This window comes from Candidatus Paracaedibacter acanthamoebae (genome assembly GCF_000742835.1).
In the GTDB taxonomy this organism is placed as follows: domain Bacteria; phylum Pseudomonadota; class Alphaproteobacteria; order Paracaedibacterales; family Paracaedibacteraceae; genus Paracaedibacter; species Paracaedibacter acanthamoebae.
The window spans coordinates 1,159,277-1,184,591 of sequence record NZ_CP008941.1 but is presented as its reverse complement, the minus strand read 5'-3'; the positions used below and the strand labels follow the sequence as shown (position 1 = coordinate 1,184,591).

18 protein-coding genes and 2 pseudogenes are annotated in these 25,315 nt (G+C 38.4%); 9 read left to right on the top strand and 11 right to left on the bottom strand.

Annotated features, from left to right (window positions below; genetic code table 11):
- Window positions 1-49: 49 nt before the first annotated feature.
- Window positions 50-2,929, bottom strand: coding sequence for a lipase family protein (locus ID47_RS05285; RefSeq protein WP_038464637.1), 2,880 nt, complete (start codon window positions 2,927-2,929; stop codon window positions 50-52).
- Window positions 2,930-3,173: 244 nt separating this feature from the next.
- Here ID47_RS05285 and ID47_RS05280 point away from each other — a divergent pair, with 244 nt between their 5' ends.
- Window positions 3,174-3,635 (top strand): hypothetical protein, encoded by a 462-nt coding sequence (locus tag ID47_RS05280; protein ID WP_038464634.1) that lies wholly within the window; start codon window positions 3,174-3,176, stop codon window positions 3,633-3,635.
- Between the two features lie 90 nt (window positions 3,636-3,725).
- Here ID47_RS05280 and ID47_RS05275 read toward each other — a convergent pair whose 3' ends face one another.
- Window positions 3,726-4,784, bottom strand: a complete 1,059-nt coding sequence (locus tag ID47_RS05275) for a hypothetical protein (RefSeq protein ID WP_156956666.1) — start codon at window positions 4,782-4,784, stop codon at window positions 3,726-3,728.
- Window positions 4,785-5,202: 418 nt separating this feature from the next.
- Between ID47_RS05275 and ID47_RS05270 the strand changes: the two genes are divergently transcribed.
- Window positions 5,203-6,165: a hypothetical protein gene (locus ID47_RS05270; RefSeq protein WP_038464631.1), complete on the top strand. Its 963-nt coding sequence runs from the start codon at window positions 5,203-5,205 to the stop codon at window positions 6,163-6,165.
- 108 nt (window positions 6,166-6,273) lie between these two features.
- On the opposite strand, the gene ID47_RS05265 is transcribed toward ID47_RS05270, so the two are convergent.
- The 7 genes from ID47_RS05265 to ID47_RS05240 form a co-directional block, all read right to left on the bottom strand.
- Window positions 6,274-6,531 carry a hypothetical protein gene (locus tag ID47_RS05265; RefSeq protein WP_156956665.1) on the bottom strand — a complete coding sequence of 86 codons (258 nt, stop codon included), beginning with the start codon at window positions 6,529-6,531 and terminating at the stop codon, window positions 6,274-6,276.
- A 71-nt stretch (window positions 6,532-6,602) separates the two neighbouring features.
- Window positions 6,603-6,836: a hypothetical protein gene (locus ID47_RS13215; RefSeq protein WP_198022360.1), complete on the bottom strand. Its 234-nt coding sequence runs from the start codon at window positions 6,834-6,836 to the stop codon at window positions 6,603-6,605.
- 208 nt (window positions 6,837-7,044) lie between these two features.
- The gene (locus ID47_RS05260) at window positions 7,045-7,773 is read right to left on the bottom strand and encodes a hypothetical protein (RefSeq protein ID WP_156956664.1); all 729 of its coding nucleotides are present in this window, start codon (window positions 7,771-7,773) and stop codon (window positions 7,045-7,047) included.
- 352 nt (window positions 7,774-8,125) lie between these two features.
- Window positions 8,126-8,350, bottom strand: a complete 225-nt coding sequence (locus tag ID47_RS05255; protein WP_038464626.1) for a ChaB family protein — start codon at window positions 8,348-8,350, stop codon at window positions 8,126-8,128.
- A 63-nt stretch (window positions 8,351-8,413) separates the two neighbouring features.
- Window positions 8,414-8,680, bottom strand: coding sequence for a CsbD family protein (locus tag ID47_RS05250; protein ID WP_038464625.1), 267 nt, complete (start codon window positions 8,678-8,680; stop codon window positions 8,414-8,416).
- 238 nt (window positions 8,681-8,918) lie between these two features.
- The gene (locus tag ID47_RS05245) at window positions 8,919-9,233 is read right to left on the bottom strand and encodes a hypothetical protein (protein WP_156956663.1); all 315 of its coding nucleotides are present in this window, start codon (window positions 9,231-9,233) and stop codon (window positions 8,919-8,921) included.
- A gap of 29 nt (window positions 9,234-9,262) precedes the next feature.
- Window positions 9,263-10,231 carry an IS5-like element ISParac1 family transposase gene (locus tag ID47_RS05240; RefSeq protein ID WP_038464622.1) on the bottom strand — a complete coding sequence of 323 codons (969 nt, stop codon included), beginning with the start codon at window positions 10,229-10,231 and terminating at the stop codon, window positions 9,263-9,265.
- A gap of 45 nt (window positions 10,232-10,276) precedes the next feature.
- On the opposite strand from ID47_RS05240, the pseudogene ID47_RS05235 reads away from it, so the two are divergent.
- From ID47_RS05235 to ID47_RS13885, 4 genes and pseudogenes are all read left to right on the top strand, one after another.
- Window positions 10,277-10,795: pseudogene (locus ID47_RS05235) on the top strand (IS6 family transposase); the annotation flags it as partial.
- Between the two features lie 141 nt (window positions 10,796-10,936).
- Window positions 10,937-11,146 (top strand): hypothetical protein, encoded by a 210-nt coding sequence (locus tag ID47_RS05230; protein WP_156956662.1) that lies wholly within the window; start codon window positions 10,937-10,939, stop codon window positions 11,144-11,146.
- Between the two features lie 217 nt (window positions 11,147-11,363).
- On the top strand, window positions 11,364-11,651 hold the full coding sequence (locus ID47_RS12630) for an IS6 family transposase (RefSeq protein WP_051908658.1): 288 nt from the start codon (window positions 11,364-11,366) through the stop codon (window positions 11,649-11,651).
- A 3-nt stretch (window positions 11,652-11,654) separates the two neighbouring features.
- A complete protein-coding gene (locus ID47_RS13885; RefSeq protein ID WP_084675931.1) occupies window positions 11,655-12,059 on the top strand; it encodes a DDE-type integrase/transposase/recombinase in 405 nt (134 codons plus the stop codon).
- A 333-nt stretch (window positions 12,060-12,392) separates the two neighbouring features.
- Here ID47_RS13885 and ID47_RS12620 read toward each other — a convergent pair.
- A pseudogene (locus ID47_RS12620) lies at window positions 12,393-13,275 on the bottom strand (IS5 family transposase); the annotation flags it as partial.
- Window positions 13,276-13,560: 285 nt separating this feature from the next.
- Window positions 13,561-16,890 carry an SEL1-like repeat protein gene (locus ID47_RS05215; protein ID WP_038464620.1) on the bottom strand — a complete coding sequence of 1,110 codons (3,330 nt, stop codon included), beginning with the start codon at window positions 16,888-16,890 and terminating at the stop codon, window positions 13,561-13,563.
- Between the two features lie 469 nt (window positions 16,891-17,359).
- Between ID47_RS05215 and ID47_RS05210 the strand changes: the two genes are divergently transcribed.
- The 3 genes from ID47_RS05210 (at window position 17,360) to ID47_RS05200 (ending at window position 25,269) form a co-directional block, all read left to right on the top strand.
- Window positions 17,360-17,998 (top strand): recombinase family protein, encoded by a 639-nt coding sequence (locus tag ID47_RS05210; RefSeq protein ID WP_038464619.1) that lies wholly within the window; start codon window positions 17,360-17,362, stop codon window positions 17,996-17,998.
- A gap of 174 nt (window positions 17,999-18,172) precedes the next feature.
- The gene (locus ID47_RS05205) at window positions 18,173-19,462 is read left to right on the top strand and encodes a patatin-like phospholipase family protein (RefSeq protein ID WP_038464618.1); all 1,290 of its coding nucleotides are present in this window, start codon (window positions 18,173-18,175) and stop codon (window positions 19,460-19,462) included.
- A gap of 2 nt (window positions 19,463-19,464) precedes the next feature.
- On the top strand, window positions 19,465-25,269 hold the full coding sequence (locus ID47_RS05200) for an NB-ARC domain-containing protein (RefSeq protein ID WP_038464617.1): 5,805 nt from the start codon (window positions 19,465-19,467) through the stop codon (window positions 25,267-25,269).
- The last annotated feature ends 46 nt before the right edge of the window (window positions 25,270-25,315 follow it).

Genomic DNA, 25,315 nt, shown 5'->3' with positions numbered 1-25,315 from the left:
GCTCAATATTTTGAGAGGGAGAAAATCCTTCTCCCTCTTATTTAAAAGCTTACTGCAGCTTTTTCTGCTGCCACATGGCACCCAATCCCAGTCGATCCATTAAGGCACCTATTTCATCCACATTTGCCTGTACTTTATCAGTAAATACAGTACCCGTTAAAGGTGAACAATATTTAGAACAGTGTTTATACACTTCTTGAACGGTACTGATTTTTTTACCAAAGACAGACCGCAGCTTTGAAACAAATGTAGCATCCATACTGATAAAATAATTCTTAGATAAACAGCAACCGCAAGCCAACTCATTTAAATCATTTGAATCAAACGCTTTAGTGTTAATCTTTGTTTGCTTAACAATACTCTTAAGATCACAAGAAGTACCGCGGTCAATTTTCATTGGAACTGTCTGACCGGTCCTAAAGGTATGCGTATAGCTTAAATTTTTTGTCTCTGCTTTTGCTAATTTTGGCTGTTGGCTTACCCCTTGACTAAATTTTGACTCAGTTACAGCATTATAATTTTGTACCGTTTTTTGAACGGGCGCTGTTTGAGTTTTTGTTGTCAGCGCTGTCATCACATCATTGACAATAGGCGCCGCTAAAAGCATCGTGCCACTTGTATTACTGCGTAAGAAAGTATTCATATCCTCAAGGGTGCTCTTTAAAACTTCTCCCTTTAACAGATTATGAGATTGCATATAGTGGAAAATTTCCTGAGCCCTGCGGTTCAGAAGTCCCTTCCAGTTTGTTTCAATTAAGTTACTGTAACGATTAGAACTATGATTTGTCCACGGACTCAACTTATTAAAGAGAGAAGCCATCCCTTCATTATCAGCTAAAGGAATACTGGTTCCAATATGGGCATATCCTAATAACGCCATCAAAGCTGACCTTTTAAAAACTTCCTCTGTTTTCTTAATAACGCTTAAGCTGGCCACCGGATCGCCCACATTCCATACACGAATAACATTACCTTTTCCAAGCAAATCTTCAGCTTTTTGAGCAAAATTTTTATCAAAAATTGGTGGTGCTCCAAAGGTATAAACCACCACCTCAATATTGATCTTATCTTGGTAGTGAGGGGCAATATTTTGCTTAATATCCAAAGCCATAAGCATTGCTAAGGCTCCTCCCAAGCTATGCCCGGTCACAGCAATACGAAGCGTTGGTTTTTGCCCTTTTCCTAAATGTGCCTGACCATTTTCTTTCACATAATTATCAAACCATCGTTTTAGGTTTGTTCCATTATAGCTCAGACTTTCCGAAAGCGAATTCATGATGCCCTGGTGAACGCGGAATCCTATGGCTAACGAATGTTTTGCCTGGCCTTGGTTTTTTAAACCATCAAAATTGTGTTTCCAATCTTCCTGCGAATTTGATCCTGAGAAAGCAAGAATTAATTGATCAATTTTCTGAGACTGAGCCGGACTACCCTCTCGGTAGAGCATAACCCCTGATACCTCTTTATTACCAAGATCGGCCTGGCTATTTGCCTTGGAGGTTACTAAGCGTCGCACCAGATTCGGCGTCTTGTACGGTGTCATATTACGATAGAAAACATCGACAGGCTTAAACCCTTCGAGGAATCGATTAAAGGTACTATCAACCTTTACCCAGAATTCCCCTACCCTCGGGTCAGATATAATCTGAAAGGATCGCTTTGCATCCAACAGAGCATGGGTCGTCTTACGCGCAATGCGATCCAACCGTCCCTCAATATCCTCTAAAGTCACATTATTGATGTCGGCTATCCGAGCCTCTGGATCATTAAATATTGAATTGAAAGTTCTGGCTTTTTCCCGCACAAGTTGTGGGGCAAAATTCTGCACCTGCAGATTATTCGTTTCTGCTTGTACTTTACCTGAACGCCCCTGATCTCTTCCATGCGATTGGCCGGCTCCGTATGATCCGCCACCGTGCTGTTGACCAAAAGAATTTTGACCAGAATTAGTGTCAACCTGAAAACCAAAATTTTGGTCATATCTTCCTGTGTTTATGGACGCATCCTGGCGCTTTAAATCACTTTCTTCTTGGCTTTCCAGACGACGTTGCTCAATAAACTTAATAGTGTCTGCCCCAAAGGTAGAGGCTAAACTAGCTTCAAATTGTTTAATTTTTTGCAACTTTCCGCTTAAGGAGTTAATTTCAGCATCAAGTTTTGCTAATTCTTGTTTATACGCCGTTGATACATAGTTGGGCGTATTTTTAGAATCTGACTTATTATAGTAAGTTAAGTAACTTAGGGTAAACATTAATTGAATTAGATGAGGATCGACTCGGGGATAAAAATCACTGCGATTCGTTATTTGATTGGATTGCATAGACATCACATAATGCGTAACAGAATCAAGCATGTCTTTATCCAAATCGGACACCTCCTTAAGCTGTGACTCTAATTTAGTTCGCCAAAACGTAATTCCTTGGTTGAGTTGTCCCAGGACTTCTGTTTTTTTCCCTAAAACTATCCCTTCTTGGGCGCCAGTTGCTTGCAAACATTCTCTCTCTCGCCCTTTACTTGTCATTGTATTTAGGATATTGGCAGGAACCCCTCCTTTAAATAAAACAATCGTATCATCACAACTTTTTACGATCGTGGGACCATTCGGGATAAATCGCGACTCATCCACTGGCGCTGGGATCAAAGCTTGCTGAGAGGCCTGCGATAACAATACTTGAGAGGATGATCGAACACTTCGCCTATTACTATCCAAAGAAGAGGAAGCGACACTCGGGTGATCATTTTTCGGTATAGGTTGACCTTGTTTTAAACTGACACTCTCCCGAGATTTTGGTATAAGGGGGGTTTTATTAATTCCCCCCAGTGTTATTGTATTAGACCGGGATCTTGGGGATTGGGGTGCCATCTCAGCATTACTCGATTGACAAAAAGAATTTAAAAAACATACTGTTAAAAAAAGAAATTGTCTCATGGATCCTTCTCCATATAACCAAAAATTAGCCATACCATTATGACTCAATGATAAATAAATTTTATTTATAAACCCTTAATATTGGCGAATATTTCTAATAACTTGCCTTAATACAAAAAATTAAGTGCTCTTAACATTTTATTCAGAAATTATGTTTATCATTATTGTTAGTTAGAAATCATATTTTGACGTAGGATTCTGTGCCCCTGATTGAGTGGTGCATAATAGAAAGGTGGAGGAAGAAATGATTAGGTACACGGTTGCATTAGTCTTATTTGTAGGAACCGCCAACGCCTCTTGCCCTCTTTTAGATCCAGAAATTTTCCGCGAAACCCTTAATAATGGCAAATCAGAAATTGTTGTTGACGGAACCTCTTATACAATCGAAAAAAGAGATATCCCCAACTTCGCCATTGAATCACCTTTAAAACCAAAAGTAAAAGTGCAAAGAACGCAGAAAAAACCCGTTGAGGTATGTAAGTATACACGCCGTATTGGTAAGCAAAAATTTGGCTCCTTTACTTTAAAAGAAAAAGTTACCCGGGTCATTATTAAAGAAGACCGCCGGCCGGTTATTATAGAACGATCAGAACCAATTATTGTTGATCGACGACCCGTTATTGTAGAACGGTCAGCACCAGTTATTGTGGTACCAGGTGGGGGATATTATAATCACCCTCGCCACCATCATCACCGTCATTGGTAGGAATTAAAAGAGAGTAAGAAAAGAAAACACTGATGTTAAGCTCCTTTTGCCTATAAACAGGGTTAAGGCCATCAATAACTTATTCATTTTTTATAAGGATAATTTAAAGCTCTCCAGCATTTGACGATCGAGAGCCGGTTTAAAATCAGGTAAAAGAACGGTTTCTCTATTGCTGACCGCCTCAAGCGTATAAGAGAAGGGCAATATAGTCCACATTTCCCAGGATGACGCGGGAGTAAAGCCAAGAGAGAGTACTTCTTTAACATCCTTTTTCCACTCTTGATACTGCATGGCCTGTGTTCTTATAAATTGTCGTAATTCACTCCTCATTTTATAGTCTTTCCTTAACTTTCCACACCATGCCAAGGCATCCTCTAATAGGGTAAACTTAGATTTATTATCAGCTTCTAAGGCGTAAAGACGACCATAATTATTAAACAAGAAAGTAATATCATTGCAATCTTCAATAGTCTTCTTTACTAGCAATAATTCTTGATTTCTATCAATAATACTGTACAATAATTTTTTCTGTTCCAAAGGATCGTCCGTCACCGTTAGGATAGCGTTTAAAATTCTAATATATGTACGGTGATAGGAAATTTGTTCGTTGCAAGTTAATAAACGATGCTTAATTAATTCCTTCATTTGAGTATGAAAAGAATCATAATTAACTAACAATCTCTTTTTCTCATTTGAAGTTTTGTAGACTGTATTACCAATATCAGTCAAATATTTTATTAAACTGACATATTCTTTAGAATATATTGCTTTAAGGGGATGCTTCATTATAGCATCGAGCAGCTGTTCTCCCCACACTAAAAAATTTTCATATTCTTTTAAACTTCCGTCATAGCTTTTATTTTGTAAACTTATATAGATATCACTCATAAGCTGTACAGCTTTTTGGATTTTCTGATGTGTTAAACCTTGCCCATTTTTTGAAAGCTCGAGTAAATTTTTCAACTGTTTTGTCGACGATATATTTTTAACTTTTAAAGGAACGTTGCCCGATTGACGCGGGTGGACTGATTCTTGAGAAATAGGTGCAGACTGAAAATCTATTAAAGACTCATAACAACTTAGGTCCATTTTTTTTCTCCGCCCCTTCGCCTTAACTTCCTTCCTTAAAAGAAGTAGATTTCTTTCCATTTTAGGAACCTCCCCTTCCATGCTTAAGAAAGGCCGCTTTACTCCCCTGTTGAGAACCTCCCCTTCCATGCTTAAGACTGGTGTAGAAATAAGAAGGATTATAGAAAAAAACTTAAAATTCATAGGCCATTATCCATTGTACAATTAACGTTAAAAATTCTTATATCATAATTTTTTCTATTTTAGAGATTTTTTGTAAAATTTGAATAAAATAAACTTTAAAAACATTTATTTTTAATAAAATTTTTATGCTATGAGGTTTTTTCATGAAAATAAGTCTATTTCTTTTAAGTTAAACTATAAAGAGGTGAGAAATAATAGATTATTTCCGCTGAAAGAAAATCCATAAATTGTTAGAAGTGTTAGAAAATTATCTGAGAATTGATATAAATCTTAATAATATTAAGGGATTAGCATTGTGATAAAAAAATACTTATCGGCTTTAATTTTTATGGGTGGCCTCTGCGAGGCACAAGCTAGTGTGACAGATAAAAAAGGCGCTATTCTTCCAGAAGTTTTAAATATAGCAAGTTTTTTTAATTATACTCCTTCTGACAGTAATTCCTATGATATTGCCCATTTAAATACTTTTGCTCATAAAACCTTCCTTCGTCCACACGGATCAGAACGATACGAAGACAGGGCAATTCAGCATTATAAGAAACTTTGCGCTATGTTGTCGCTTGGACAAAAACAAAAGCTTATAGAAAGCTTTAGAAAATTAGGAGGGATTGATCCACTTTATCCCAAGAAAAAAGATCCTGATTATATTGTGATCCAAGGAGCCACTGTTCCGGCAATGCGTGAACGCTTGATGTTTTTAGTAAAATTAATCGAGGATAAGAAAATTAAGCTTAGCGTTAATACTAAAATTATTTTCTTAGTCGGCGAAAGAGCTTTATTCCAATCAGAAACTCCTGATGTTTTATTGAATCCCTCTCCCTATGAAAAAGATCCAAACTGGCAAAGACCGGACCATCTTCCGACTGATGAAAGAGAAGCAGCAAAGTTTATTTGGTTTCAATTAAAGCTTCCTGCCGCCTTACGGGACTTGCAACCTCATTTTACAGATGCGCAGAAAAACCCTGGAAATAGTCGCGCTCAAACGCAGGATTGCATCCAAATGTGGCTTAAAACCGACCACGTTAAAGGAAACCTGCTAATGGTATCGTCTAACCCTTATATTAACTATCAAGAAAGCGTGGTAAAACTTGCCATCAAAAAGGCTGGTCTCGAGAATAATATTCAAATTGATTCGGTAGGCCCTGGTATGACTATTGAAAACACAGATATAGATATTGTCCTTGGTATCGCTTTAGATACATTAGCCCGGACCATCTTTACCGAAAAACAACAAAGAGAAGCATCGGTTTCAAGTTAAAAAAATAAGAGATAGAAGGATAGGCAAGGTATTATCATTAAGGGGGAATATCCCCCCTTCTACAATTTCAATTATTAGCTATAAAATCTCTCTAAAAACAAAAAACGCTTAGTTTTTTGGTACATCATATATAAATTTTTTATTTATGCTTGAAAGGAGATTATTTAAATACACTTCATCACCTCCTAATGAATTGCTTTCTTCTGGTTGCGAAAAAGAAACCCCTAAGTTAGATAGGATGTCTGAATTTATTTTGTGCGGCATAAACTCATCTTCTAAATCGAATGAAAATTGTAAGGTACGATCATCTCCCCCATGCACTGGATTGATAATACTCAAAACTAAAAATACTGTTAATATTTTCATTTTCATAAAACTCCTCTATTGTCTTATTTTAATGGATGTTGAAGAAATATACAGCTTACTTTACCCTAAATTTAATCATTTTTTAATCTATTGCCTAATGATAAAGCAGTAGCCGGTGAGGCTGGCTGATCACATGAAACTATTATTGCTGAGATTTTTTGATTCCCTTTTTCATCAAATAAGTCTCCCTTTTGGAGAAGAAAGTTACAACTTTTCTTCCACTTTCTTAACCAATTTATTGGCGTTTTTTTGGAGTCATTATATATAGCATCACATATAGTATAGCGGTGTTGGCGGGAATCCATATGACTTATAGTGATATCAAGTGGGAACATATTTTTTTTAAAGTTAATATCCCGTTTTTATTTGTACCATATTTAAAGAAGGGAAGTATGACCTCTCTACGCCAGGAGTGAGTTTCAAAGTCTAATCTATTTCCTTGCCAGCTAACTACCTGCAGGGCAACTCCTCCGAGGTTCGAATAGGATATGGTATTCTGTGCGCAATGATATCCTAAATAAAAAAATACTCTGTGTCATCCCTTTCTGAAAGTAGATCACCTGAAGAGTAGTGATTCTTCAAATGGTCAAAGTTTATCTTATCTCCATAACTATAATTTAATTTTGTAGTAATTAATTCAAAATACCATTTATTATTGTTATCAACTTGTGGTGAAATTATTGAATTTTCCTCAATTAAACAGCTATTTTGGTGACTTTTTCCTTCAAACAGTACTTCTTCATCCCATTCATCCTGTGAGTTGCAACTTTCTAAAGAGGAATTTAGTGGACTTTCATCTCCTTTCAAATGACTCATCTGTATCAATGCTTCAGCGATCTTACTCTCCTTATGATCATCATCTGATTTGTTACTTTCTAAGGATAAATCTACCAGACTTTTTTGGCCTGAAGTGTAGCCTGTAGTCATCCAATCTTCAGATAAGCCCTTCTCCTCACAACCGTCATCTGATTTATCACTTATTCCCCATGCATCTAAGGAACATGGATTACCTGAAAAGTCCTCTATCACAGGCAAATCCATAGACATCCAGTTATGCTCATAACTATCATCTGGTTTATAGTTATCATCACTACTATATAAAAACGATCGATCTTCATCACATAAAAGGGAATATGAAGATACCACGACGCCATGGCAATCAGCGCCGTGTATTAAGCTGAAATTGGATAAAATGGTTATGGTCAGCAGGGTTTTACCTACTACAGTGTTTATGCTTTTCATAGGATAGTTTTGTAAGAAGTTAATTTTACAAAAAATAGTATTATTTATCTAAAAAATCAAATAAAATTTATATAAATCAGATAAAAACAAACTGGCTCCGCAGCTGCATCAGATACTCCATCCTCGATAAAATAATTTTTTAAATTTTACAAAACTATACCTAACCAATGTGAAGATGACGGAATTTTAACTCCCAGATTTGATCAGATTTTTAATGGTTGTTACGGCTCTATTGAAGGAAGAACAGCGGGGAAGAAGATGGCTAAGGATTAAAGGGTAAGACCACTACCCTCAACTTTCAGCCTATTTTATTTCCCCACAATCAAAGCAATAATGCTACACCTAAGTTATCTTACTTAACCACCCACTTATCGCCTTGCTTTTTATACTTTTTCTTAACCGCAGCCCACGCAACCTTATGGGCAACCTCTTCGCGTGAACTATCATCCCTTCGATCTTGCGAAGATTTATACTCTTCCCAGGCGTTGTTAAAGGCACTTTTATAAATTTCCTGTGCATGTGTTGGCAAATGAGCTTTAACAGAATCCGGGAGTTCTGATACCTTAGTATATGGCACTTAATCCCTCCTTCTTTCCGCAAAATTTCAATATCTTTACCTTTTATAAACTCTGAAATTTATTTAGCCGTTATTTTCTTCAAAATCATCATCCGAATCGTCTTCATCATCCATAAACTCATCCTTTTTTTCTTTAACCTTGTCCATAAGGCTACGCAAAGTTTCTTCAATCGATTCTTTGGCTTCGCCATATTTTTCTTGGACAAATCCTACAATTTTATCCTTTTCGCCTTTCATAGCTTCAAAATCTTGGTCTGTAATTTGACCCCATTTTTTTTGAATTGCCCCTTTTATATTCATTAAATTTCCCTTGATAGTATTAGTATCCATTTTAAGTTCCTCCGGTTAATGTATTTCTTGCTTGTTTAGTAAAGGATAAATTCCAGTGAGAGTCGAAGTTAATCATAAAAAGTTTTTCAACTTCAGCTTGATTATATAGGCTTATGGTTAACCCTATAAGCTTCCCTAAAGAAGGAAGTGATAAACATCAACATACTGCGTTATAGTCGAGTATCAAGATTAAAAGAAAGGGTAATTCCCCCATGCTTATTAAAGCATGGGAATCAGTTTATGAATGAGATTTTGAAGACTTTAAAGATCGTGATTGATCAATAATTGCGTCCTTGATGCTATTAAAATGCTTGTTAAGCTTATGTTCATCCAGAGCTGGCGTTGAACATTTTTTGTAAATCGCCTTAAAATCTACCAGCAATTTTTTTGACATACTTTTTTTTATTTCCTCATCGTTGGAAAATATTTCATTTAACCGTCGTATGTTATAAAAAGCGAGAGCAGGACTTGTTCCCCCATTACCGCTGTTATTAGTACCGTCATCACCCGACGCTGCTGCTAAAAAGTGCGTTGTTGCGTAAATGGGAAGCAAGAACAAACTCTCCCTTTTTCCCAAAATTATTAGATTTTAACTGATTCCGGCATGCCAAGATTAGTAAAAGTGTTCAAAATGAAACACCCAAGATGTAATTCGGCATCTTGGTTATCCCATAGCCTGGCATTAAGCTTACGACCGATCATCTCTTTATAGCGGTATATCGTATTTTCTACTTTTGTTCTCCTGCCATAATCATTTTTTGTTTGCCAGGCGTATAGTCCCTTTTTATCAATGTAATTAATACCCTTTTGTCTAACAGAGCAGTGCTCTTTTGACAGTGAAGGAGATCCTCGAGCTGGAGGAATAATGGGTTTAATGTTGACTGATGCCAGTTGGCTGTAAACATTTTGACCATCGTAGCCCGCATCAGCAATAAGCTCTTTTACTTTTGTTACATCAGCCTGCTTAAGGTGAGCGTCTAAGCAGGATCGATCATCTGTTAAATGACTTGTCATTATCCGAGAAACAATGAATCCCTTGCTGTTAATGCCAAGGTGAAGCTTACGCCAGACTTTGCGTTTGTACTGTTTGCCATATTTTGTTTCAAGCCACTCACTTTCTCCAAATACTTTAATACCTGTACTATCAATGACAAGATGACCCGGTTCATCCATTTTTTCTAAGTGGCGTGTGATTAAAGGAACAGTTCCGCGGCGTGATAGTCTCGTGTAGTTAGGAACATCCAATTGAAGGCCAAGGAGGTGAAACAATGACTTGACCACCCCTTGAGTTTGCCTAAGTTTTTGTTTAAAGATGAGCCTTAATGTTAGCATGAGTGTAATGGCATGATCAGAATAATGAAGGGGCCGCCCTTTTTTAGGAATAGGGGATTTTTGCGCGTACCAGTTATGGTGAAGATCCTCACAAAGCCATAAAGTGAGATCTCCTCTGTTTATTAAAGCTTGATTATAGTCTGGCCAATTCTGTAGGCGATAGTGCTTTTGACGTTTATGAATAGCGCCTGAGCGCCTAATGCGTTCTTTATAAGGCATAGGTCATCCTTTTTATTTTAAAAAAGATACTTCCATTTACCTTTTATTGACAACCTTTTCTATTTACGCAACAACGCCATTATTAGTCAAGCTGTGTGGATTTATCATCGGTTTAATAATAGCTATCGAGATATTGAGGAACAGATGGCTTATCGAGGGATTCATGTCTCTTATGAAACGATTCGGTCTTGGAGCATCAAATTTTCAAGCCATTTCAGAAACGTTATCAAAAAACGGGAGAGGAAACCTTCGGATAAGTGGCATATTGATGAAATGACTGTGAAGGTCAATGGGGAGATGTTTATCTTGTGGCGTGCAGTCGATTCTGATGGCTATGAATTGGATGTCTTTCTCCAGAAGCGCCGTAATAAAAAAGCAGCAATTAGATTCTTAAGCCGGGTGTTGGGCAGTTATCCTATTCCCAGCGTCAATGTCACAGATAAATTGAAAAGTTACAGGAAACCGATACAGGCTATGTGCCGGAGCACCGAACATCGATCGCATAAAGGGTTAAATAATCGTGTAGAAAATGCCCATCAGCCAACGCGTCGCAAAGAGAAATGTTAGGGACGGGAGAAGCGCCTCGACATTTTGGTGATCTAAGCCTGAAGAATGGAGGAAAACTCCAATGGGCCTCTGAAATTGCTGATGAGCTAATGACCCAAAGACCGGCATTTGATCTTTTTAGAAGCACTAAAGCAAAGCATGAAGCAACAGGGAAGAAATGTGGAATATAATCGGATCCAGCTTCCGATTCCTGAGCACTTAGCCGTGATGGATGAAGCGGAGAATATACCTTCCTTAAGAGATGCGGGGTTATCCTTATTAAATCCCCAAAATCCCAGCCTTTCTTATAATATGCTGATGGAGATCGTCAGACGGCTTCAAGAGTATAAGGCTAAACAATTGCAATAAAGGTAATGAGTTTATGAAGAAGCTTTATAAATTTAGTAATGTTAAGAAGGAAAGAAACCAATATTAATTTAGAACTTTTTGGGCTTAGAGACTGTGTGAGAAGTAGGAGAAAGGATTAACGTATATAAGCGCGAAAAGGATTAGTAGCGGCGTTGTCACATTAAGTTTAAAGCTTTATAATATGGTCTCATTTGATAAAACATATGGGAGCCTTTAATTGTACAAAAGACATCGTTTCCCTTCTTCTTTAATTCAATCAGTTGTCTTCCTTTATCATCGCTATGCTCTTAGTCTAAGAGAAGTTGAAGAACTCATGCTTATTCGAGGAATTGATGTAAGCTATGAAACAATACGGAGATGGAGCTTAAAGTTTGGTCCTACTTATAAAAAGGCTTTAAGGTCTTATCAGTCCCCCGCAAGTGATAAATGGCATTTAGATGAAGTATGCTTGAAGATTCAGGATAAGTATTATTGGTTATGGCGTGCTTTAGATGATCAAGACTAAGAAATAGATATCCTTTTACAACCTAGAAGAAATGCTAAAGCAGCTAAACGGTTCTTCCTTAAACTTCTCGGTAAAGAAGGCTTTATTCCAAGCGTTATCATCACAGATAAATTAGCCAGTTATAAAGCCGGGCTCCGAAAGCTTGGGTTATTTCCTGATCATAGAAAGCATAAATCTTTAAATAACCGTATGGAAGGATCTCATCAGCATGTACGTAAGCAAGAAAGAATAAAGCGAAGATTTAGAAATCCTATTCATTGTCAAAAATTTCTATCTTTATCCTTAACCCTTAGAACTTGTTTTGGAAGAATTCCTCATAAACTGAAAGCTTCAGCTAAAAGAGTTCATAAGCATCAGGCCTTAAGTATTTGGCATCAATCTACTCAAACACAGGATAATTTTGTCTAAAGTTCCTCATAATCAGGAAAATATACTCCTCTTGAGTTAATGTGACAACGCCTTCGCGACAGCGACTAAATAAAATTGGCTCTGTTACAAGAATTTCAGGAGTTTAAATAAGGGTACATTTAAGAGAGCTAAAATCCAAATTGTTTCTTAATGAGGCGCACTTCACCTCATATCAGCAACTACTTGAGAATTAGAGTCAAATTGTGAAATTGTCTAAGAGAAATACTTTTTATAATTAAAGCACTGAAAATTTAATCTAGCGATAAAAAGGACGGCATATACCGGCTTGCGTAAATGGGAAGCAAGAACAAACTTCCCATTTACGCAACAACGCCATAACCTGGCATTAAGCTTACGACCGATCACCTCTTTATAGCTGTATATCGTATTTTCTACTTTTGCTCTCCTGCCATAATCATTTTTTGTTTGCCAGGCGTATAGTCCCTTTTTATCAATGTAATTAATACCCTTTTGTCTAACAGAGCAGGGCTCTTCTGACAGTGAAGGAGATCCTCGAGCTGGAGGAATAATGGGTTTAATGTTGACTGATGCCAGTTGGCTGTAAACATTTTGACCATAGTAGCCCGCATCAGCAATAAGCTCTTTTACTTTTGTTACATCAGCCTGCTTAAGGTGAGCGTCTAAGCAGGATCGATCATCTGTTAAATGACTTGTCATTATCCGAGAAACAATGAATCCCTTGCTGTTAATGCCAAAGTGAAGCTTACGCCAGGCTTTACGTTTGTATTGTTTGCCATATTTTGTTTCGAGCCACTCACTTTCTCCAAATACTTTAATACCTGTACTATCAATGACGATATGGCCAGGATCTTTCCATTTTTTCTAATGGGTAAGTAAGTAGAGGAACAGTCCCACGGCGAGATAACCTCGTATAATCCGGAACATCCAATTGAAGGCCCAAGAGGTGAAACAATGACTTGACTAACCCTTGAGTTTGCCTAAGCTTTTGTTTAAAGATGAGCCTTAATGTTAGCATGACTGTAATGGCATGATCAGAATAATGGAGGGGCCGCCCTTTTTTAGGAATAGGGGATTTTTGCGCGTACCAGTTATGGTGAAGATCTTCACAAAGCCATAAAGTGAGATCTCCTCTGTTTATTAAAGCTTGATTATAGTCTGGCCAATTCTGTAGGCGATAGTGCTTTTGACTATTATGAATAGCGCCTGAGCGCCTAATACGTTCTTTATAAGGCATAGGTCATCCTTTTTTATTTTAAAAAAGATACTTCCATTTACCTTTTATTGACAACCTTTTCTATTTACGCAACAACGCTGGGAAGGGGGAATACTCCTATTTATAATCTGAAATTTTGAAATCATTGCACCACCGCCCCCCTAACCCTAGATGGGGCAGAGGAGCTCTGGTCCGTGTACTTCATTGAGCCTCTTTAAGTGGTATGTAAAAAGGCTCATGTAAAGAGAGCAACAGAAATCGATAAGTATCCACCCATAGGCTCGCTTTTTACCTTAGAGGCAATTACTAAGCTGAGCTCTCAAGGTTTTTTTTAATACCACCATTTATCGGCTTTCTTTTTCCCTTACTGATCTTATTATCCCCCAAATTAATGCGATGGAGCTTAGTATTTCCTCTTTTTGGTCCTTTAAAGATATTCACTAAGGGCTCAACATTTTGATCAGTAAGTCCTGTATCTTCAAGATCTAATATCTTCAAATTTTGCGTAGCAGATGTGAGCGCCTTTGCGAGAGCTCCAATTGCGGATCCCACCTTCTTGTTCCCTGCTAGACTGAGTTCAGTCAGGGTACCATTTTGCTCTAATGCATTTACTAAAACTTTTATACCCATGTTGGATGCCGAGGTACCTTCTAAAAGCAAAGAGGTCAAAGTCGTGTTTACCCTCAGGATCTCAGCGAGAAGATTAAATCCTCTATCTCCAATTTCGATATCAGTAACCTTAAAATATTGAATTGACTTATTATGCTTAAGCTTTTGAAGGAGATAAATAAGTTCTTCTGGTTCAAGACGGCCTTGACCATCATTGTTGTCGATAATAATTCTCGGTTGTTTCTCAGTTTGCATTTTACGGTAATAATCAGCAGCCCGAAAAGAGAGAGGTCTTAAAACAAAATCATTGTCTAAACCAGGGTAAATTAAAACTCCCCCTCTTTTTCTAGCTTCTTCCTTAGCTAGCCTTAAAAGTTCCTTATCCTGATGAGTGGCTATATCTTCAAATATATCTTCTTTGGTTAGCTTTTCTAACTCTGCAAAACTATCCTTTTGGTATTTTATGCCTTCCAGTTTTTTCTTATAATTCTGGTATATCTTTGGACTAATCCCATGTTTCTTCTGATAATCAGAAAGAGCGAGGGATCCGGCGTCTTGATCAAAGCGGGGGCATCGAATGCTACGTGTTGCTATCACCCGATTGGCTGGAAGATATCCTGAAAGGGTTACCTCATCTTCTTTAAGAATTTTATTATTATAGTGCGTGGTTATCTTAACCCGTCCTAAAGCATGATTTCTTAGAACCAGGTAAGGGTCCTGTTTAAAAAAATCTTCTAAGGTTAGAATAGAAACATAAACTTTTCCTAAGTAAGAGTGTTTAGGCACGCCATCAGCATCATATTCAGGCCTTAAAAGGCGAGCCTTGTCTCCTGTAGGAGTATAAAAGCTTTTAGCTCCCAAAGCGTATTTCACTGCATGAAAAGGGATGAGTGAGAAAGAGACATGAGGGTTTCTCAGAATAGCTGATTCAATTCTAAAACTAGGGACGTTGACAGCTTCTTGGTGGAGGAAATATATATAATTAACGAAGGCTTGTGCCCTTTCCTCCCTGCCAGCAGCGTTACTTTCTAGCAAAGGCTCCTTAAGCAGTTTATGGAAATCTTTATGGCTATTACTATAGGTCTCATGAAATTTATGGTAGGATTTTGGAAATGAATGCTTAAACTTAGCAAGTGCCCTCGTACTGACTTGAGCATGACTCTCGAGAAGCTCAAAGTCATCTTGTTTGGAGGATAAAAACTCTAATCCTGTCGCTGAACAGGCGGTAGCACTAAACAAAGCTGAGCCAACCTGATCTTTAGTGCGAAACTCTTTTCGGCTGTCTTTATCGTGAAAGATTTCAGGCAGGTAATGGACCCCCCGATACAGGGCAATGTGGAATTCTGGATACTTAGAGAAATCAATCTTCTTTTTTTGGCTTAGCAGCTTGTTAAGCTGTGCGAGTTTTTTTTGAATCTTGATTAGAGTTATTGTTGGTGATGCTTTGGCCTGAGCCTCAGGGACCCACTTTTCTTCAGAACTTGGAATAACTTGGGAACTTTCTAATCCGACAGAAGAAGTTTCCCCTTCTTCTTCAGAATCGGAATCATAATCCTCTAAGGCTTTGAGCGCCCTCTCTCTATCTATGGGGCCTCCCTTTTCAGCTAACCATTTGTACCACTTCATTGCTTCTCGGTGAGAGGGGATATACACCTTTTGAGTTGCCTCAAGATTTGCCGCAACAGAAGAATCCTTATTAAAAGCTTTTTTGCGCCAGTGTGAGGCTAGGTCCTCACTCTTCTCTACCCCTATTCCATCCAGATAGATTTTGCTTAGGTGGTACTGTGCGTGGATATGCCCTCGTTCGGCAGCTTTTTTATAAAAATGAAAGGCCTGCCTCTCATCTTTTTCGATACTTCCTAAACCGCTCAGATAAACTTGGCCTAATCTATATAGAACTTTAGTGTATAGAATTCTCTGGTCTCTCCCCACATATTTACTTGCTGGTTGATCAGCCACACTCCTATACCATTTGATAGCTAACTTACCATTTTTCTTAACCCTTAAACCCTTGTGATATATTTTACCTAGTTCGTATTGTGCATAGCTCTGTTTTTTGTTAGCAGCTTGTTCGTACCAATAAAAGGCTAGCTTGTCATTCTTCTCAATGCCTAAACCTTGCCAATACATTTTACCTAGTTCGTATTGTGCATACTTGTGTTTTTGATTAGCAGCTTGCTCGTACCAATAAAAGGCTAGCTTGTCATTCTTCTCAACGCCTAAACCCTGGTGATATATATTAGCTACCTCGTATTGCGCCCAAAGCCACCCTTGCTTGGCAAGTTGCTCATACCAATAAAGGGCTTCTGTCTCCTTGCCCTCTTCCGGTTCGCAGTACCGACGGTAGTACTCTGCTAGAGCCCATTGCGCAGCTAAGTGTCCTTCTTCAGCTGCTTTCTTGTACCAAGACTCGGCTTCGTCACATTCGCGCATATTCATGAGTATATGTCCGAGGCGACATTGGGCTTTTAGATATCCTTGCTTGGCCGCTTTCTTATACCAAAGGAGATCGCAGTCATCGCCATCCTGCCCAACTAGACCATCTTCATACATACTCCCAAGCCTGTATCGAGCTTTCGCATATTTTTGCCTAGCCGCTTTCTCATACCAAAAGAAGGCGCGGTCATTATCCATTTTAACGCCTAAACCGCATTGATACATTCTCCCAAGTTTGTATTGTGCTTGGATGTGCCCCTTTTTAGCAGCTTTTCTATAGAAGCAAAAAGCTTGCTCATGGTCTTGCTTCTCACTCCAGGTAATTCCACGCTGATAATAAGTTTCGGGGGAAGGATTGCTACGAGCTCTTTTTTGGTCAGGCTTTGGAGTAAGTTTCGATACCTTTTCTTCCCCTAAGGATCCCTTCTTTTTGCTTTTTCCAAGGGAGGTCTCTTCATAAGGTCGTTTCCCTAGACTAAACCGATGAGATTCAGGTAAGGGCGCCTCATAAGGGTGGCTAACTATTGGGATCAGGAGGGGGCCTAAAATAGCTGACAACTTTAAGTACTTTATTTTGTCTGCTAATTTCATATTATCCAATCCTTTCATTTTTAATTTTATTTTCTTCTGCGTTTAATGGAGGTTTACTATAAATTGGGAATGCGTTCAATTTTATTTTAGGCTCTTAAATCTCTAGCAGAACATCATTAGCTGTTCTTGCTAAAACTTGATTTGTTCGGGGAAAGCTAAGAGAGGGAAATATGTAACCTTTAAAAACCATGATATTATTTTACAGATTATGAATATTGCCACTAAAGCTTCTTTAGGTACATTTCAAAATTGGTAACCAAAGCCCTAGTGGTGCGGATATTTTTTTCTATTTTGAGGGCTTAGAGTAGGGATCAACTAACCTAGGAATTCGCTAGAAAAACGATCGTTTATTTAGCAGTTTTGTGCAGGGATCAAAATAATATCCCTTTTCGCTAAAAAAACCGTTTAAATAATCTAAGCAAGATTGTATCCTTCCTTTAAGTTATCTAGCATTAAGAAAGTTATAAAAATGCTTATGGGTTATATGCGGGTGTCCCGAGCTGATGGAAGTCAAGTTTTAGATTTACAAAAAGAGGCTCTGTTAGAAGCCGGTGTCCATCCTGATCGTATCTATGAAGATTTAGCCTCCGGACGGTTTGATGATCGGCCGGGATTAAATGCGTGCCTCCAAGCTTTACAACCAGGTAACACATTAGTGGTATGGAAATTGGACCGATTAGGCCGGAATCTTAAACATCTCATTAATACAGTTGAAAATCTGAAGAATAAAGAAATTGGTTTCAAAGTTTTAACAGGGCAGGGGGCTCAAATTGATACAACGACGCCGCACGGCAAGCTAGTGTTCGGAATGTTTGCGGCACTTGCCGAATTTGAGCGAGAACTTATTGTCGATCGGACAAAGGCCGGCTTAGAAGCGGCGCGGGCTCGGGGCAGGAAAGGGGGTCGTCCCCGTAAAATGGATATCCATTTATTGAAAATGGCAATGGCGGCAATGCAAGATCAGGAAGCTGTGGCTCAAGATGTTGCTAAACGCTTAGGGATTACTACTCCGACATTATATATGTATGTCAATGGAGATGGAACGCCAAAAGAAGCAGGTCAACGGTTGCTTTCACAGATGGCGGCTCTACAGCTTCTTTCTGTCTAAAGTTGACAGTTCCCACCCTCAATCTACCCTTTATTAGTTAAGTTGACGATGCCGATTTAAATAATTAATGCAATATAAAGTTAATTAATACTTGATTTTAAACAAGAAATTGGGTTTTAAACCATGAGATAATGTAATAGTTATCATTTATTAAAATATTAAAGGAGGCTTCCCATGTTATATCATCAACAACCGACCAGCCTACTTAAAAAGATTGCCAACTCATGGTACGCACTTATCCTTCCTATGATCCTATTTTCTCTATCTGCTAGAGCCATGGAGAAAGATGAGAATATACCTATTTATTCAAGCGTTCCCCCTTATGCTGCTGATAATATGGGGTCTAATCTGAATCCTCCCAACATAGGATTGCCGCAACCACTGGTTGGTTTTCTGCCGGTAATAGAAGAAGATGATACCATTTTTTCCCCTACCGAAGCAAGTAGCCAAATACTATTAGAAGATGAAAAGTTACCTATTAGTCATCGCCTTATGCAAAGTTATGGCGATGAGGAGATTGCACCAAAATTTGGTTTAGCGTTAGATGGAGGGGGGTTCCGAGGCTATATGGAAGCCCTTTGGTTAAAAGCTTTTAAAGAAGAACTAGAAAGCGATACGAGTGAGGATAACTTTACTGGCCCGCTTTCTGAAGTATTTGATTGTATAGGAGGAACGTCAATTGGTGGCATTCTTTCTTTGGGGATAGCAAGCAATATCGAGCCAGATGAGTTAGTTGCGCTTTTTGAAGAACATGGCAATAGTATTTTTCCTAAAGGGAGTTGGTGCGCAAGGCTGAAGAATTTAGGAGGCGTCATTGGATCTAAATATCAGCCTCAACCTTTAGAAGGGCTCCTTCAAGCTAAATTTGGAGATAATACATTAAAAGATGCCGCCACCCCTGTCTTGGTCACAGCTTGCACCACCACAGGAAAGCCAAAATTATTTAAGAGTTTTTTTGCTGACGATCAAGGACACAAATTATGGGAAGTAGCCCGATCTACCTCAGCGGCCCCTACGTATTTCCCTTCCTATAAGTTAACAACTCATACGGATTTTTTCGTAGATGGGGGAATATGGAATAATAACCCTGCAACCCTTGTAGCAGCAAGTATGGTTAAAGAATTACATGGTGGGACATTCTCTCCTAACAATCTGTATGTGCTCTCTTTAGGGACGGGTGATATGTCTTTACATACAACCTTATCAACCGATGCCGGATTGTTCAGTGCGCGTAATATTATTGAGCTTTTAATGAGCACTAGCAGTCGGGGAAATCATGAAACAATGCAGACTTTCTTGGGCGAGACTTACTATCGTGTTAACCCTTTAATTACGCAAAAAATTGATTTAGCGGCAACAGACAAAGAAACAATTAGAATTTTGAAAGCCTCTGCAGAACATGACTTGCCGATGGGGGTTATTAAGAATTTTGCTAAGAAATTCTTAGAGCTTAGAAGAGGCTAGGTATGGTCGCCTCCTTTCGATTTGCGCCGTTAAGCTATGTCTTTTATTTATGGCTTGCAGGGGAGTTATCCTTGCAAGCCATGGATAGCGCACTTCCTTCAGACATATATGGTTCAGAAATATGTGATTTGCGACAAGGGGAGGGAGAGAAAAAGCCTGAGTATTATCAAAAAACAGACTCGTTTGTAGGTGGCACTGCAAAAGTTAAATACACTTTTTGTTACCAACCATCCCCAAAATCAATGTTTTCAAACAGGAATAGAACGGATGCACCAGAGGAACCCCAAAAGCAAAAGAGTTATGTATCGGTAGTTAATAGGTCTCAAGTAAAAACTCCTTTCAAGTGGCCTTATTGTGTTCATGGGCACTTAATGATGAAATTTAATAACGAGACATCTGTTGGCTCTGGTATTTTAGTGGGGCCTAACCATGTGTTAACCGCAGGACACAATATTTATAGTTACAAGTACAGTGAAAAAAGCAGATGGGCTACTGAAGTATGGTTTAGCCCAGGAAGAGAAGGCAAAGAATCCCTCTTTAACCATTATATTAAAGGATGTTTTCTCCTTTGCCCAAAAGAATGGGTTCATCAAAAGCTAAAGAATGGAGATAAGTGCGATAGAAATGATTATGATTTTGGGATGGTTATTTTAGAACGAGCAATTGGGAATGAAATTGGATGGTCTGGGTTGCTCTGTGCCCCTAATACCTACTTTCAGGAATGGAACATTACAGTCACTGGTTATCCGGGCGAAGAAGGAAGTAATGACTATTATTCAGCTGCAATGTGGGAAGGCTCTTCTAAACCAGAGATTAAAACTGAAAAAATTGATTATAAAATTCCCACCTCTTCTGGACAAAGTGGAGGCGCTATTTGGCGAAAATGGCCAATTCCAACAAACTCAAGCTCGAAGAGCATCGTCACAATTGGCGTTCATACAAATGGTGACGAGAAGCGGACAAAAGGGAGTGGGGTTCGTCTTACAGAGCGGAAATTTGGCCAAATCATCGATTGGATAAAAAGGCATCACTTAGATGGTGCTACTGATTATAGTATTCCCGAATCAACTTTGTTACCACTTGACCAGAAAGAAGAACCACAAACAGCCAATGATTGGTGGAAGTTAGGAAAGAGCTATTCAGATGCAAGCGACAATGATTGGGCTTTTATTTGTTTTTATAATGCTGTTTTTACAGCTGCCGATAAAGTAACGGACGGCATGCTATTGGAATTAGCTGACTGTTACCGAGAAGGACGGGGCACACAGCAAAATTATCTGGAAGCCTTTAACCTTTATATGAGCATAGTAAACCCAACCGCTTCTCGAGATGTTATGGGGTGGATTGGGACATTTTATCTGAAAGGATTTGGAGTGCCAAAGGATATCTCCGCGGGCTTACATTTTCTTGAAGAAGCGGTACAAAAGAATAATATTGAAGCCATTCATACGCTTTATTATTTTTATGCGCCGGCAGGAGAAAGCCATGATCTAGAAAAAACGGCAATGTATAGAAAAAAAGCAGCTGACTTTGGGAGACCAATTCCTATCTTAGCTCCCGCAGAACTTAACCCAAATGTAAGGCATTGGGCAAAAGTGGAGGGAGAGGTTTTAGATAATTTATACGAAGCCCCTTCTATTGATGGGTTGATTGAAAGTTATCCTAAAAGATCAAGCAAAAGTTATTTAACGCTATTATGGGAACAACTATATAAAAATCAACATGTGACTATTTCTTCGAGCAGTAAAGCTGCTTTATCCGGCATGGGTGGAATTGGGAAAACATCCATTGCAGCCCAATATGCTCATGAAGCGCTAGGTCATAGAGCTTATAAATTAATTTATTGGATTGCTTCGGAAACAGAAGACAAGCTGAAGGAAAGTTATAAGACTCTTTTAGAGTTATTGGATGCTAAGGTAGAAAAAGATAGCAATTTAAGCAAACTCTTGAGCCTTGTTAACAGACATCTTTCCAAGCAAGAACCATATCTCCTTATTTATGATAATGTTCCCGATTCCCGGTTTTTAGATCATAAGATTCCCACCAGAAAAGGTCATATTTTAATGACGTCACGTTGTCAAGAAGGGTGGCATAATATAATTAACCTTGATGTGTTCCGCCCTGAGGATGCGGTTGGCTATTTATTTAAGAGCCTTAATTCTGGATCCTGTCAAATTGTTGTGGATGAAGAGAATAAGCATTTAGCTTTACAAATTGCCGAAGAACTAGGATATCTTCCTTTGGCTCTCTCTCATGCCGCTTCTTATATACGCTATATGCGAGAGAATATTGATAGAAACTATCAGTTTGGAGATTATCTCAAGAGTTTTAAAGAGCAACCCACAAGTCATTTTGAAAACGCTAGGGCACCGTTTATGGAGGAATCTAAGGATTGCTTAGAAATATCTCATGAATACCTGGTGGCTAAGACCCTGAAGATGTCAGGCAAGCATATTTCAGACAAGGCAAAAGAGTTATTACGGTATTTTGCTTATTTAGACCCTGATCAAATTATCATTGATCCTTTCTTAAGCTTTGAAAAAGATAAAAAGGAAGGTGTGCAAAAGGCAATTGGTCAACTAGCTATTTTTTCTTTGATTAAGAACAATGATCCTTTTTTTTCTATTCACCGTTTAGTGCAACTAGTTGTCCGACAAGAACAAGAAACCGCACATCTTCACGAGCTTCCTCTTTCCTTTAGCACAATGTTATCTAGCTTTGCTAAGTATCACACATCCATGGTAGAGACGCCTTTTCAAAATTTAACTTTCTCTGAGCTTGAAAAATGGTATAGGAGGGGTTCTACTCTAATTTCAAATTTAAAAACACTCTATACTTATATCCAAAATCTTTCTGAGCATACAACCTTGGATAAAGTAGAATATCTTAAATTAAAGTTTGGAACGCAGGGACTTCAAGATCTTTTGAACGGCACTCTCGGTTTATTGCGAAAAGAAATTTATAAGAAATTGAAAGAAGTTAAAACTGAGCAGAGCCAAAAGACGTTAGAGAACATTACAAAAGATGAAATAAAGGAAAAACAAATTGTTTTAAGCCCAGAGATTAGCAAAGAAATAGAAGAGGTTTTGCATAATATTCTTTCTCTGGAATTAAATAGCGACAATACTATTTATATAGCTGAAAGTACTGCTAAAATAGATCGGGAAGAGCGTTCCTTCTTTATAAATTCTATTCAAGATTTATTGAGTTACAAAAAATACCCCCATAAACTGCCGGTTGACCTTATAAAAATCCTTCGTAATAATGTAGCCCCCTGTCGATGTCGGGAATTTATAAATATCATCCAACCTTTACTGCCTCTAGATGCACATGAACGATCTAATATGGTAAGTGCTCTGAGCAAGATAGAACCTGCATGGCTTAAGACGTTTGTAGACGTCATCCAACCCTTAATTTTTCACCCCGAGTATGGTGATAAAAGTAGTAGAATTATAGAAGCCTTTCTTAAGGTAGAAATTTCGCAACTTTATGAGTTTGTAAATATTGTCAGGCCTTTGCTATTACCTCAAATAAGTGGATGGTACCAGGCTGATATTATTAATGATTTTAGTAAGGTTGATTTCTTGCAACTCTGTGACTTTGTAGATATTCTGCGATCTTTGCTTACTCCCCAAATGAAGGGAGAGGAGCTGGCTGCATTAGCAACCACCCTTTATGAAGTGGGTCCTTCAGAGTTTCATGAATTTCTAGAGGTCATCCCACCCCTGCTAACTACTAAGATGGATGACCATGGGCGGGCGAGAGTTATAGGGGCCTTTCGTAAAGTACACTCCTCCAAGCGCCGTGAGTTTGTAGACATCATCCAACCTTTGCTTACTTTCAAAATGGATGGAAATTTGTGGGCTGATATTATAATGATCTTTCGTCATATGAATTGTTCGCAACTTCGTCAGTTTGTGAAGGATATCCAATTTTTGCTAGATTACGATATGACAGAAATTGAAAGAACTGAATTTATGCGAGCCTTGGTGGATAAAAAACCTGTACAGCGCCGTGAATTTGTAGAAAAGATACAATCCCTGCTTCCTCCCCTTATGCCCTCTATATATAATTACAATAGGGGTGAATTCAATGATAGGGTATTTGATAGGTTTGAGCGTGAAATGGAAGAGAGGGAGCGTGAGAAGCGTGAGGAGGAGCAATTCGAATGGCTTATCGTTATAATGGCTTTGTGTAAAATGGAACTCTCGGAGCTTTGTCGATTTGTAGATATCATTAAACCTCTACTAACTCCACAAATGGGAGTACCTGAACGGGCGGCTTTTATCGAAGCTTTTCTTAAAATAGAACCTGAGCAACGTTGCGAATTTGTAGAAACCGTCCAAGCTTTGCTGCTCTCTACTGCGTATAGATATGCGTGGGTTCATGCTATAAACTTCCTTCGGGAAATGCAGCCCTCTCAACGATGGGAATTTATAAATATTGTTAAACCCTTACTAACTTCCGATATGACTGAAGAGTATGATGTGGACAGAGTAATAAAAGCTATTCGGCAAGTAGTTCCGGAGCAACGGCGTGAGTTTGTAAATATTCTTCATCCTTTGTTGGATCATATTCCAGAAAAAAATCTACGAAATGATATTATTGTGTATCTGGCTTCCTCCATTCAGGCTAGAAGGAGACCTGAGGTTTGCCAAAACTTTATGTTCTTTTTTAATTTTTTCCAAAGAGAAGAAGCTTTCCAGAACCAAGATAGGTGGCTTAAGGAAATCATAAAGGAAATAAATAAAAAGAAAGGTTATATGGGCATTATTAACATTCTTGAAAAGATCATAGATGGTCTTTTACCTTTGGAACCAGAGCTCGTCCCAGCTGTTAGTAGGAACACTTCAGTTAGTCGGTTAGAATTATTTCCTCAGCGACAAAATGATAAGGATAATAGCTTGAGTTTTCCTATAGTAGGTAGCAATCCAAAGCAGATTGAGCAGGGTAAGGAAAAGAAAAAGGAAGAAAAATTTGTTAATACAACTCATACTCAGAATGTAATAGAGAATTCAGGAGAAAAAGATACTTTGCAACTTTCTGATTCTGGAAGAAGATATAAAGATATAAGCGGGCTTCATCTTCGCAGTATTCCTCTCAATATTATTGAGGAACAACCTCAAAAACTCTATACGATTGACGGTAGAAGGTTTAGGCAGCAAAATGTTTCGGGGGTTTCCATGAGATGCTTTTTTAATGCAGTAGGATTGGAGGCGGATAAAGAAATCAAGAAATTAGAAAGCAAGCGTGATAATCCAATTGTTCGCTCTATGATTGCCAATGAAATTGTGTCAGCTGCAGCAAACCCAGAGCAACTTCCAAGACAAGTGAAAGAAGCAATCAGGTATACACTTTATGAAGCACAACGCGATCAACTCAATTGGATGCAAGAAACTCGCTCTGATAAGCTGGTTGCTCAAAATTCTGATAGTAACCAACAGGATCCTCAACAGTTGCCAGAAGTACTTCGTGCAGTGGGAGAAAGAGAAGAAGCCATACTAGAAGAATTAAGGCAAAGGTGTCTTTCTCCTGAGGCCTTTGATGCATTCCTTAATTATCATATAGGAGGCGAGCAGATGATGGTTGCTCTTCATGATGTGCATGGTAATGAAGGGGGGAACATGAATGCCAATTATACTTCAATTGATGCAGTGGCTTATATTAACAATTTTGGCTTAAAAATTTATGAACCTGATGGGGAAAAGGGCTTACGGCTTACCCATCAATTTATCCCTCATAATGCAACTGAAGTAGTTTATCTTTATCATGAAGGAGTTCATTTCCAAGTACTGATTCCAGAATAAAAATATAGTTGAGGAGAATATTATCTTGCTCAAGAATTAAGGAGAA

What these genes read in the sequence shown, in the direction of transcription:
- ID47_RS05285 (WP_038464637.1), bottom strand. Translation starts at nt 2,929, where the DNA reads ATGAGACAATTTCTTTTTTTAACAGTATGTTTTTTAAATTCTTTTTGT.
- ID47_RS05280 (WP_038464634.1), top strand. Translation starts at nt 3,174, where the DNA reads ATGATTAGGTACACGGTTGCATTAGTCTTATTTGTAGGAACCGCCAAC.
- ID47_RS05275 (WP_156956666.1), bottom strand. Translation starts at nt 4,784, where the DNA reads ATGGAAAGAAATCTACTTCTTTTAAGGAAGGAAGTTAAGGCGAAGGGG.
- ID47_RS05265 (WP_156956665.1), bottom strand. Translation starts at nt 6,531, where the DNA reads ATGAAAATATTAACAGTATTTTTAGTTTTGAGTATTATCAATCCAGTG.
- ID47_RS13215 (WP_198022360.1), bottom strand. Translation starts at nt 6,836, where the DNA reads ATGGATTCCCGCCAACACCGCTATACTATATGTGATGCTATATATAAT.
- ID47_RS05260 (WP_156956664.1), bottom strand. Translation starts at nt 7,773, where the DNA reads ATGAAAAGCATAAACACTGTAGTAGGTAAAACCCTGCTGACCATAACC.
- ID47_RS05250 (WP_038464625.1), bottom strand. Translation starts at nt 8,680, where the DNA reads ATGGATACTAATACTATCAAGGGAAATTTAATGAATATAAAAGGGGCA.
- ID47_RS05240 (WP_038464622.1), bottom strand. Translation starts at nt 10,231, where the DNA reads ATGCCTTATAAAGAACGCATTAGGCGCTCAGGCGCTATTCATAAACGT.
- ID47_RS05230 (WP_156956662.1), top strand. Translation starts at nt 10,937, where the DNA reads ATGAAGCAACAGGGAAGAAATGTGGAATATAATCGGATCCAGCTTCCG.
- ID47_RS05215 (WP_038464620.1), bottom strand. Translation starts at nt 16,890, where the DNA reads ATGAAATTAGCAGACAAAATAAAGTACTTAAAGTTGTCAGCTATTTTA.
- ID47_RS05210 (WP_038464619.1), top strand. Translation starts at nt 17,360, where the DNA reads ATGCTTATGGGTTATATGCGGGTGTCCCGAGCTGATGGAAGTCAAGTT.
- ID47_RS05205 (WP_038464618.1), top strand. Translation starts at nt 18,173, where the DNA reads ATGTTATATCATCAACAACCGACCAGCCTACTTAAAAAGATTGCCAAC.
- ID47_RS05200 (WP_038464617.1), top strand. Translation starts at nt 19,465, where the DNA reads ATGGTCGCCTCCTTTCGATTTGCGCCGTTAAGCTATGTCTTTTATTTA.